This is a genomic window from Bacteroides sp. GM023 (assembly GCF_014750685.1).
Classification (GTDB): Bacteria; Bacteroidota; Bacteroidia; order Bacteroidales; family Bacteroidaceae; genus Bacteroides.
The window spans coordinates 393,702-405,947 of record NZ_JAAXGE010000002.1 but is presented as its reverse complement, the minus strand read 5'-3'; the positions used below and the strand labels follow the sequence as shown (position 1 = coordinate 405,947).

Annotated in this window: 9 protein-coding genes; 8 read left to right on the top strand and 1 reads right to left on the bottom strand. The window is 39.8% G+C overall.

Features of this window, described 5'->3' with window-relative positions; translation table 11 throughout:
- Positions 1-23 precede the first annotated feature (23 nt).
- From HC965_RS04240 to HC965_RS04205, 8 genes are read left to right on the top strand one after another with little or no spacing between them, the layout of a single operon-like run.
- Positions 24-1,223, top strand: a complete 1,200-nt coding sequence (locus HC965_RS04240) for a glycoside hydrolase family 88 protein (protein WP_191030285.1) — start codon at positions 24-26, stop codon at positions 1,221-1,223.
- Positions 1,224-1,248: 25 nt separating this feature from the next.
- Positions 1,249-2,499, top strand: a complete 1,251-nt coding sequence (locus tag HC965_RS04235) for an alginate lyase family protein (protein WP_191030284.1) — start codon at positions 1,249-1,251, stop codon at positions 2,497-2,499.
- A 24-nt stretch (positions 2,500-2,523) separates the two neighbouring features.
- A complete protein-coding gene (locus HC965_RS04230) occupies positions 2,524-5,616 on the top strand; it encodes a TonB-dependent receptor (RefSeq protein WP_191030283.1) in 3,093 nt (1,030 codons plus the stop codon).
- Between the two features lie 11 nt (positions 5,617-5,627).
- Positions 5,628-7,349, top strand: coding sequence for a RagB/SusD family nutrient uptake outer membrane protein (locus HC965_RS04225; protein ID WP_191030282.1), 1,722 nt, complete (start codon positions 5,628-5,630; stop codon positions 7,347-7,349).
- 37 nt (positions 7,350-7,386) lie between these two features.
- On the top strand, positions 7,387-7,698 hold the full coding sequence (gene rhaM / locus HC965_RS04220; protein WP_191030281.1) for an L-rhamnose mutarotase: 312 nt from the start codon (positions 7,387-7,389) through the stop codon (positions 7,696-7,698).
- 28 nt (positions 7,699-7,726) lie between these two features.
- Complete coding sequence (locus tag HC965_RS04215; RefSeq protein WP_191030280.1) at positions 7,727-9,211, top strand: alginate lyase family protein; 1,485 nt, start codon at positions 7,727-7,729, stop codon at positions 9,209-9,211.
- 17 nt (positions 9,212-9,228) lie between these two features.
- A complete protein-coding gene (locus HC965_RS04210; protein WP_191030279.1) occupies positions 9,229-10,479 on the top strand; it encodes a BACON domain-containing protein in 1,251 nt (416 codons plus the stop codon).
- Between the two features lie 26 nt (positions 10,480-10,505).
- Complete coding sequence (locus HC965_RS04205) at positions 10,506-11,306, top strand: DUF1961 family protein (protein WP_191030278.1); 801 nt, start codon at positions 10,506-10,508, stop codon at positions 11,304-11,306.
- Between the two features lie 62 nt (positions 11,307-11,368).
- On the opposite strand, the gene HC965_RS04200 is transcribed toward HC965_RS04205, so the two are convergent.
- The gene (locus HC965_RS04200) at positions 11,369-12,238 is read right to left on the bottom strand and encodes an endonuclease/exonuclease/phosphatase family protein (protein WP_191030277.1); all 870 of its coding nucleotides are present in this window, start codon (positions 12,236-12,238) and stop codon (positions 11,369-11,371) included.
- Positions 12,239-12,246 lie beyond the last annotated feature (8 nt).

The following is a 12,246-nucleotide window of genomic DNA, read 5'->3' as shown; positions in this document are numbered from 1 at the left end:
CTCAAATTATAAGCAAAGAAAATATGAAAAATTATGTGGCGATATGTCTGCTCTCATTGATGGTATCAGGATGTACGAAATCCCTGGAACCTTCTATGGAACACATGGTCGATTATGCCTTGAACCGGGCGGTAGAACAATATAAGTATATGTACTCTGTCATGGATTCTATTCCGGAGATGTTACCCCGTTCGGTAGATAAGAATGGTGGGCTTGAAACCTCGGATTCTTATTTCTGGACGAGTGGCTTTTATCCCGGAACTCTTTGGTATTTGTATGAATATACCGGAGATGAGCAGCTTAGGGAGATGGCTTCCAGGATGAGTGATAGAGTTGAGATTCAGAAGTATAATAAAGACAACCATGATGTCGGTTTTATGATAAACTGTTCTTTCGGAAATAAATACCGGCTATTGGGCGATACTTCCTGCCGGGATATAATCACTACTACAGCCCGATCATTATCTACACGTTACCGTTCTGCTGTAGGATGCACACGTTCATGGAGTCATCCGGGCACTTTGCATTGGCAGTTTCCTGTAATCATTGACAATATGATGAATCTTGAATTACTTTGTCGGGCAACGGAGTTCTCGGGTGATAAACGTTTCTATGATATAGCAATTTCTCATGCTGACAAAACAATGGAGAATCATTTCAGACCGGATTATAGCTGTTATCACGTGGTGAATTATGATACAATCAGCGGCAATGCGCTTCAGAAATGTACATGGCAAGGGTATAGTGACGAATCAGTATGGAGTAGGGGCCAGTCCTGGGCATTGTATGGGTATACTATGATGTATCGGGAAACGAAACAACCACGTTATCTGGAACAGGCAAAGCATATTGCCGGCTTTCTTCTTAATCATCCGAAGATGCCTCAGGACAAGATTCCTTATTGGGACTTTGACGATCCAAAAGTACCGAATGCCTTGAGAGATGCTTCAGCTGCTGCCATTATGGCTTCTGCTTTATTGGAACTGTCAGGTTATGTAGACAAGGTAACCGGACAAGAATATATCGCTGTTGCTGAAACGCAACTTAGAACATTAGTTTCGGACGAGTATCTGGCAAAGCCGGGAGAAAACTGTAATTTCATACTTAAACACAGCGTAGGCTTTTTACCACAGAATAGCGAAGTGGATGTACCTCTGACATATGCAGATTATTATTTTGTAGAAGCATTAATGAGGTATAGAGCCATGCATTTGAAAGAATAGAGTTACTAACTAAAATCATTACTATATGAAAAACAAGTTGATGAAGGTATCATTGTTACTGTTTTTGATGGTTCTCATCGCAGGGAAGTCACTTTCGCAGAACCAATCGGTTAGAATTAAAGCGGAACATCCCCGCCTGATTCTGTCGAGTGCGGATATTGAGTTGATGCGGGGAAATGCTCTTTCGGGTATTGAGCCTTGGAAAACAGCTTGGGAAAAACTGAAAAGTGAGATAGACGGTTATGCAGATGAGAAATGGAAACCGAATGTATATCGGGGGGATGCCAGTATGTCTTTCTATAAAGCCGCCATACGTGATGGGTCGGCTGCAAGAGATTTGGCAATAGGCTATCAGATTACTAAAGATAAACGCTATGCACGTAAAGCTATTGAAATAATCAATGAATGGTCTTCTCCTAAAAATGCTCCGGGCACTTATTTCGATCCGAATAAATTCTATCCTAATACCGGAATGTTGGTTTCACGTGGTGTATTTGCGTTCCTTTATGCCTATGATTTACTTTGTGCGGATAATCTTATTGAGGAGAGTAGGCAAAAGCAATTTAAAGACTGGCTCAATGTATTGCTTCCTCACGTCAAAGAGGGAGCCAGACGATGGGCAGCTAATGATTATTTCGGGCAACAGTACTATCAGAATCATATTGTGGCAGAGGTTGTAGGTTTGATGTCTATTGGTATCATTCTTCAGGACGATGAACTGGTAAACTATGCTTATAATGGGGAAACAAATTCACGTAATATAAAGGATGTAATTGAAGGTATGATTTTGATGAAAGGGCAACCACCTTATTCCGGCGAACCCGGTGAATGGCCTACACAGGATGGAGAAATTATGGACAGGTACAGACATTTTGTGTTGACTCATCACGGATATACTACGAAACCTAACAGGGCTTTGCAATATGTGGGACTATCGACCAATCTGTTGATGATAGCTGCAGAGATGGCAAGACTGAATGGAGTGGATCTTTATGGTTATGTAGCACCTTCCGGTGAAAATATTAAGCTGCCTTTGATCTTTTATGCTGATTTTTATATAACCAAAGATGCTTCTGTGAAAGGAGGATTTTATTCTGGCGAAGACTCCTGGATTAACCATAATGACCAGGCAGTATTCACTCTTTGGGAAGTTGGTCACGCGCGTTATCCGGAAGAGAAAATCTTTAATGAGGTTTTGCGTACTAATGATCGGACTGCTCATAATTTACATTTATTAGGCCCGGTAGTTCTCACTCACGGACGTTGTATTGAATAAATTAATCTTTAATAATTAATATCTATGAAACAGAGAAACATCACTAAAGGAATATATTCATTGTATATGTTTATATTCATGCTAATGATACCGATAGATAGTATCCGGGCACAGGAACCGCTGAATATAAATGGGATGGTTGTGGATGCGAATAATGAGCCTATGATTGGAGCCACTGTTCAGGTGAAAGGCAAGACAACAGGAACTATTACCAATATAGACGGGCGGTTCTCCATAAAGGTTCAGGCAAAAGATATACTAGTCTTTTCTTATATGGGATACGCTTCTGAGGAAAGGGTTGCTTCCAAGGCAAATGGAGCTACGATCACTTTAACCGAAGATGGAAAAACACTGGAAGAAGTTGTGGTAGTAGGATATGCCACCCAAAAGAAAGTAAACCTGACCGGTTCGGTGTCTACTGTAAATCTGACGGAGCAGGCGGAAAGTAGGCCGATGACGAGCCTGTCTACAGGTCTGGCCGGATTAAGCTCGGGATTATATGTGAATCAGGGATCGGCACGTCCGAATAATGATGGGGCTACCTTACTGGTCAGGGGGCAGGGAACACTGAACAATTCTTCTCCACTTGTTATCATTGACGGAGCGGAAGGGAATATCAATGAAGTCAACCCGCAGGATGTAGAATCTGTTTCTGTTTTAAAGGATGCATCTTCTTCGGCTATTTATGGTTCAAGGGCTGCGAATGGGGTTATTCTTATAACGACTAAAAAAGGTTCGGAGGGTAAGGCATCTATTTCTTATAATGGGTATGTTTCTTTTCAGAAACCTTCCAATACTATTAAGACAGTGAATAATTACGCAGATTATATGGAATATTATAACGAGGCGGCTTATAATATTGACCCTACGGCAACGCCTGTATATTCAGAGAGAAAAATAGCGGAATGGAGGGTACATCCTAATGAGCCTTATCTGTATCCAAACACAAATTGGGCAGATGAGATATTTTCAACCGGAGTATCTACTAACCATAATTTATCGTTTTCGGTTGGAAACCAAAAACTTAAAGCTTTTGGTTCTGTTGCTTATCTGAATAATCCGGGTATTGTGGAGAATTCGGCTTATGAAAGATTTTCTGCCCGGCTTAATGTGAACGCCGAACTGAAACCTTGGATAACGTTAGGCATGAATATCAGCGGGCTTAAATCAGATGCGGAGATGGGGTCTAAATATATGAGTTCACTATTTAGTACGATAGCTAATCCCGGTATCGTTTATCGTCACCCTGACGGTAGGTATGGAGCTGTTGAGAATCCGGAGGAGAATCAGCAGGTACAGAGTCCTCTTTATCATTTAAATATGTATCAGGGAAATATAGAGGTTAATAATATCACTTCCCGGTTTTGGGGAAATATAAAAGTTTTCAAAGGCTTAAATATAGAAGCTTCATATACGTACCGCCGTAATAATACACAAGAAGAAGAGACTCCCGCTTATGTCGACCGTTGGAGCTTTCAGGCCAATACGATAACACAGTTGGCTGCCGGCAGAACGTATGTGAGGAATAAGAACTGGACAAATACACATCATGTAGCTGATGTAGTGGCACGTTATCAAAAGACATTATTTAATAAACTCGATGTGGGCATATTGGTGGGTGCCAGTCAAGAGAAAGATAATGTAAAATGGTTTGAAGCTAAACGCTATGACCTTTTGGCTGATAATTTATCAGTGATAAATGGGGCTACCGGTGACTCTGAAACGAGCGGAGCGGCAACGGACTGGGTGATGCGTTCATACTTCGGGCGAATAAACCTTTCGTGGGCTGATAAGTATCTGTTTGAAGGCAATATACGCCGTGACGGGTCTTCTCGTTTCCATAAAAAACACAGGTGGGGAACATTTCCTTCTTTCTCTTTAGGGTGGCGTGTGTCAGAAGAGAACTTCATGAAATCCGCCAACTGGATTAACATGATGAAATTGCGGCTCTCATGGGGGGCATTGGGGAATAATGCGGTAGATAATTACGAGTATCAGTCTGTATATAATAAGGCTAACTATGTGTTGGGAAATTCAGTTATACCAGGCCTGGCACAAACGCAATTGGCCAATGCGATGGTTTCATGGGAAACGACATATGTAACTAATATCGGACTTGATTTTAATCTCTTCGGGTCAAGACTTGATGGTACAATTGATCTTTTTAGCAAAGACACCCATGACATTCTTATAGACCTTCCAGCGCCATTATTGGTAGGTAATGCTTCTGTTCCGACACAAAATGCTGCAAGGGTCCGGAATAGAGGTGTAGAAGTGAACCTGAAATGGAATCATAAAATTGCTAAAGTGAACTATTTTGTGGGAGGTAACTTCACTTTTATAGACAATGAAGTAACTCGTTATAAAGGAGAAGAGAGGTCTATTTCCGGCACAAACATGATTCAGGAAGGATATCCTATAAATGTCCAATATGTGTTGGCGGTAGACCGGATTCTTCAGACAGATGAGGATATGCTATTTGTTGAGAAGATGATTAAAGATGCTCCGGTTGACCCGTCTACGGGACAACGTGTCAATCCGTTTGCCTCATATGGAACTCCGCAAAAAGGTGATTTCCTGTATAAGGATATCAATGGAGATGGAATCATTGATGATAATGATAAATATGCTGTAGGCCATGGTCTTGCTCCCCGTTTAACTTATGGGCTCACATTCGGAGCTGAATGGAATGGATTTGATTTTGCTTGCCTGTTTCAGGGAAATGCTGGAATTAAGGTATATTGGCAAGATAAATTTTATAGGGGATGCATTGATTATGGGAGTGTGATCAATAAAGAAATTGCTGAAGGTGCTTGGAGAGAAGGAAGAACCGATGCCAAATATACGAGGTTGTTGACTAATTTAAGTACTATAAATACTCAACCAAGTGATTTCTGGGTACAGAATAAGTCATATCTGCGATTAAAAAATGTCCAGCTAGGATATAAGATACCGAGGAAACTTCTCCACAAACTGGAAATATCACAACTACGTGTATATACAAGTTTGGAGAATATGTTGACATTTACTTCTTATAAGGGAATTGACCCGGAGATAAATGGGACAACTTATCCTACGATGAAACAGATAACTGTGGGTATAAATGTAGTCTTTTAAAAAATATGATTATGAAAACAACTGGATATATTGCTACAATACTTTTGATAGTATTAGGATTAAGTGGCTGCTATGATTTGGATGTAGCCCCGTATGATAAGGTAGCTCAGGGTAACTATTGGAAGACGGAAGCCGATGCCAAGTCCGGAGTAATGGGAGTATATGCCCAATTAAAGAGTAATGGAGCTTATGGCTATATGCCGTTATTTGATACTTATTCGGATATTGCTCATGGTCCTGGAGGACCGGTTGAGCAAGGAACATACAACGGTGCATATGATTTCCTTGTACAAAATTGGAAAGATACATATGATGGCGTGCAACGTGCCAATACCGTGATTAAAAATGTGTCAGGGATGCCAATTGATGAAAAGGTGAAAAATAATGTTTTAGGGGAGGCTCATTTTTTGAGAGCTTTGTATTATTTTCATTTGGCCGATCTTTTTGGTGGTGTCCCTATTTATGATGAGAGTTGGGAAGTTTCCGAATCATTCAATGAAATGTTATTGCCACGAAACTCCAGAGAAGAAGTATGGCAGTTCATCATTAAAGATCTTACTTTGGCCATAGCCAATCTGCCTCTCAAGTGGGATGCTGCCGATTATGGCAGGGCGACTAAAGGTGCCGCATATGCTTTGCGCGGAAAGGTATATTTGTATATAAAGAATTGGGAAAAGGCAATTGGAGATTTTGAAGAAATCGTGTATAATAAAACTAATCAATATGGCTATAAATTATATTCTGATTATTTGACCTTATTTACTTCAGCAGGACCGATTCCCGGAGATTATGAAACAATTTTTGCTATTCAGAACAAAGGTACTACCGACAATTTGTATGGCATGCCGTTTGCCACCTTGTATGGAACACGTGGAACTTATGGAGGAGGCCGTGGCACTTGTCTGCCTTCGGTGACATTGGCGGATATGTATGAAGAGAAGGATGGTAAAGAGTTTGATTGGAATAATTACATTCCGGGATACAACGAGAATGATGCAATAAAGAAAAAGGCATTTCAGGCGACGTTGAATGCTACAAAGCAAAAGCTGGAAACGATTCCCGATACAACATTGCTGGGTAGTATTTATAGAAATAGGGATTCTAGAATGATGCAATCGCTGATTGTCCCTTATTCTTATTATAATGGCTATATCGTAGGTACTGGTTCGAAGAAACAACTTTATGCAATTGCGGCGGGAACTACTGTCGCTAACGGGTTTATCCAGTTTGATAAAGGGTGGAACGTGTATTTTTACCGTAAATTTGTTCCCATTGAAGATATGGGAGGTGAGATAACTAATCGTAATCATACTCCTATAAATTTCCCTGTTATTCGTTTGGCCGATGTATTGCTTATGTTGGCTGAGGCGTATAATGAAAATAATCAGTTGGATGAGGCTGTGGTTGAACTGAATAAAGTAAGAAAAAGACAATCTACTAATATGCCTGGATTAAACAGTGGACCGGCATGGTTGCAAGTTACTGATAAGGAAGAGATGTTTGAGCGTATCATGCACGAACGTGCCATAGAGTTGATTGGTGAAGGGCATCGTTTCAGTGATTTGAGACGGTGGGGACTAGCTATGCAATATCTGAATAATCGTCAGGAGAAAGATTTTACAGGAGAAATCCGTTTTACACGTAAATTCTCAGAAAGAGACTATTTATGGCCTATTCCAAGTGAGGAAATCCAACGGAATCCGGCTTTAAAACCAAATAATCCGGGTTGGTAGGCTATCCATTTTTTTAATCGGAAAATTGAAGTAAACCATGAAAAGAGAAGCTTTTAAAATGTATCTGAAACCCGGTTTTGAAGAAGAATATCAAAAACGGCATAGTGAAATATGGCCTGAATTAGTGAAGTTGCTAAAGGCTAATGGGATATCTGACTATTCTATTTTTTTAGATAAGGAGACTAATGTGCTGTATGCTATACAGAAGAATAACGGCGCGGGTTCACAGGATATGGGAGAGAATGAAATCGTGAAGAAATGGTGGGACTATATGGCGGACATCATGGAAGTAAATTCTGATAATTCACCTGTCAGTATCCCGCTAAAAGAAGTATTTTATATGGAATAAGTTTATTAACCATTAAATAAAAAAGAAAATGAGATTAAAATATAAACATCCGGTCATTTGGGTACTGCTGTTATTGGCACAGATGGTTATGGCGTGCAATGATAATGCGAAAGATACAGCAATATCTTTGGTATCTGAAAGTGTTGTCAAGATTGGATATGGAGGTGGTGAAGAACTGGTTAAGTTTATTTGTTATGATAAATGGGCTATTTCGTCTGATGTGGCATGGATAAAATTTGTGAGTCCGACAGAAGGTAATGGAAATGCAATTGTTAAAATAAATATAGATAAAAACACCTCTACTGAAAAGCGTATAGGTAAGTTGACAATTGTTTGTGGAGGTAACGTTGAAGTTATAGAAGTGGAACAAGCCATCCAGACAATAGGGTTTGTTCATAAACATCCTTCCATACTTTATACAAAAGAGGAATTGTTGAATATCAAGAGTATAATAGAAGCTGGCAGTTCGGCAAGTATAACGGCAACTTACAATAATTTGATGAACCGTTGTAATAAAGCTCTTACTTATGCAACTACCCCTTATACCGGACAAGATCCTGCTAAATTCATTGATGCAAGTTATGCGCCGGGCTCAAACTCTCGTGATTTAGCTATGGCATACTGGTTTACAAAAGATGAAAAATACGCGCAAAAGTCAATAGAGATTATGGAGGTTTGGGCTAAAGCGTGTAAGGATATAAGTTACGTAGCTGATGCTGGAAGTGCCATGTATCTTGCCAGAGGAATGTATCCGATGGTTTGTGCATACGATATGTTGGTTTCTGAAAATATCATGGATGAGGAAACTAAAAAAAATATTATAGATTGGTTTCAGATTTTATATAGAGAAGGGATACTCAGTATTGAAAAGTGGGAAAACAATGATTATTTCAATAAGCAATATTTCCAAAATCATCTCGTAGCCCATACAATGGGCATTTTGATGCTCGGTCTGGTTACGGATAATGATGAGCTGATTCAATTTGCCATAGATTCTCCGTCCAATCCGAGGGATATATACGAACTGCTTACCGGCTGTATATTTATGGATGGCGATATCCCGTGTTCAAGAGAAAAAGCAGGCGCCCCTGCCCCTGTAAAAGGAGAGATTTACGATCGTTATCGTCATGACACTGCACCTTTGAAAGGGCTGCAATATACCCATCTGACACTGACTTTATTATCTACTAATGCCCGAATGTGTTATAACAATGGCTTGGATATATTTGCATATACTGCGCCTACAGGAGAGAATTTACGCTATCCTTTTGAGTATTATAGTGATTTTTATCGGTTGATGGATTCGTGTATCAAATCAGGATATTATTGCGGGGAAACTGAACGTTTGGCAAAAGCCGGTGATAATCCGGGAATGTATGAAATAGGATTCCGGTATTATCCCGATAGTGAATCGATTAAACAAATGATAAATTCAGGTACATTTAACAGGGAGTCGTCTTATATGGATTTGTTTGGATATACGCGCTTTCTGTCAGCAGGAATCGACGAATAACTTAAAAGGAGGTAATTATGAATAAATATATTTTATATCATTGGATAATTGATACGCTCAAAAAAACGAGTGTATGTATGGGGCTATTATTGATATCCATAGGTTTTCTGCAATCTTGTGATGGCGATGATGAAGTGAAAAATAAGCCTACTCTTTATATTATAACAGAAAATATAGGAGGGTTGAGTACATATGGAGGAACTATTCCGGTGGAGTTTCTTTGTAATCTGGATTGGACAGCATCTTCAGAAGTCTCCTGGATTACGTTGGATGAGACAAGTGGTAGCCAAAGTGGAGTGATTCATGCTAAAGTTACAAAGAATGAAGAAGAGGTAGAAAGGACAGGGATTATTAAAATTGTGGCAGGTGAATTACAGAAGATTTTGCACATAAGCCAAAAATATAGGGATACTTCTATTCCTCAACTGGATATAACCACGAAAAGCCCGATAAAACTAGCTTTTGAAGGAGGAAATCAATCTATTTCTTTTGTGTGTAATGTGGGTTGGGAAGTTTCAGCCGATGTTGACTGGATTACCTTTACTGATCCGCTTTCAGGTTTGGAAGATGGGACATTGAACTTTGTGGTAGAAAAAAATGAAGAAGATGAGGTTCGTGAAGGTAAGATTAGTATTGTTGCTCAAGGTATTGTCAAAACGGTGGATATTATACAACAGACCAAAGCTATGGGAGGTGTGAATTTACTAGATACTCCGGAAGAAGACTATAGTTTTGAGAGAATTACTACTAATAAATATTGGCCTGCTCTCGGAGAATGGGGCGGATCGAATACGGAAGGTATTGGTAAATTTGGAGCCAGTGCTACTGCCATCAGGGTTTCTGCAGGCTCTCCTTCTCCTCATACCGGAAACTCCTATCTGTTCTTACGTATGCGTGATGGTGAACAGGCAAATTCTTTGGACTGGCTGTGGAGAAAACTGAATGGATTGATACCCGGTAAATCCTATACGTTCTCCTTCTGGTATAAGACTCCTCCGGAAAAGGATATGGTACAAACAGGAAATATCAGGTTGGGCGCTGTTGTTGATGTAGCCGATATATCGACTTTGTCCAACCCGTTGGCACCGGAAGTAACCTTTGGATATGTCGCTGCTTCTGATGGTGTCTTGAGTAGTTCCGATGAGCATAAAAAAGTATCTTACACATTTACTATGCCTGCCGGGAAGACAGAAGTATATATTGTTTGGAGAAGAAATGGTCATCAGCAACCATTCCTTGACGATATGAGTTTGGTACTGAATCCATAGAAATCTTATTGAATGGAAATGGAAAGATGAAAAATATGATTCTTAGTTTGTTCTTTTTGCTATGCCCCTGCTGGATGCTATTGGGGCAGCAAAATGAACTGCAAAAGCAATTCGACTTATTATTGGGACAACCGGCGCAATTGGTATTTGAGGATAATTTTCAACATGCATGGTCGGAAAAGTGGCATCTGGATGGTGAAAAGGCAAGGATAATGCAGAAAGATGGGCAACTTGATATGTATGCAGGTGAAAGAGCTTATGTAGATGCAGATCACTTGGTGCTGTGGACAAAAGAGGAATTTGAAGGAAACTTGAAAATAGAATATGATTTTATGAGACTGGATTCTTCTAGACATTATTGTGTGAATATACTATATATTCAGGCTCAAGGGTCGGGAAGAAGACCATTTGTTAAAGACATATTCAAGTGGAATGAGCTTCGCAAAGTTCCTCGGATGAGTACGTATTTCAATAATATGGATACTTATCACATTAGTTATGCAGTGACGGAAGTTGCGTCAGAAAATAAGCCTGAATATATCCGTGCCCGTCGGTATATGCCTCAGTGGAAAAAAGGGCTGGAAGGAACGGATCTGAAGCCTGAATATTTGAATACGGGTTTATTTAAGATTGGAGTCACTTATCATCTGACTTTTATAAAATATGATACGGATTTATATATGAATGTAAAGGGAGATGGACAAGACAAGACTTTCTATTTTGACGCCTCTTCTTTTCCGGGGATAGATAAAGGAAGGATAGGCTTAAGACAAATGTACACTCGCAGTTCAAGGTATGCGAATTTTAAAGTTTACCATATGGATTAAGTAATTCTTTAGAGAAGTTACAACTCGTTTTTTCAGGTTGTAACTTCTCTGATATTTAACCACTACTTATTATATTTTAGTACCGCCTTTATTGGAAAATGATCTGAAGGAATATGTGCTTCGTACTTTCCGGTAACTTCATTCTTAGCTCGATAAGTATCTGTCAATACACCGTACTTCTCTACGATAAAGTTCTTGGTTACGAAGATATGGTCGATGCGATTAGGAGTATATATATTCGGGTTCCAACCTGCACATGTTCCATTAGTGGCATATTTCATTTGGGCAACTTCGTAAGAGTCTGATAATATGCCGGATTCGTGAAGTTCCTGGTAACTTTCACTGGTTTGGTCTACATTGAAATCACCAGTCAGTATGACGGGATCTTTACCACACATCTCTTTAATTTTGCTGATAACCAGCTTGGCACTTTCGCGACGAGCCACTATGCCGATATGATCCATATGCAGATTAAAGAACCAAAATCTGAACTTACCGGTTTTGTCCTTGAATTCTCCCCATGTACAGATGCGGGTATAGGCCGCATCCCATCCTTTATTCGGCTTGGTGGTATCTTCCGATAGCCAAAAGTTTCCGGATTTGAGCGACTTGAATTTATCTTTCCGATAAAAGACAGGAGCGTATTCCCCTTTAGTCATTCCGTCATCCCGGCCTACACCTATATAGCTGTATTGCGGCAGGGCATTCAGCATATCTTCCAATTGATTGTGTTTCACTTCCTGCGCCCCGAATATATCGAAGTCGTGAAAAGTGATTAATTGAGTGAGTACCGGACAACGTTGTTCCCATCCGTTTCCCTCTTTGGCATCGTTCGGGTTACTGTTTCGTACATTGTACGAAGCTACATTCAATTGTTGCGCATTCAGTATTGACGCACCGCAGAGCGCCAATACAATAAAAAGTTTTCTCATTGTTTTTT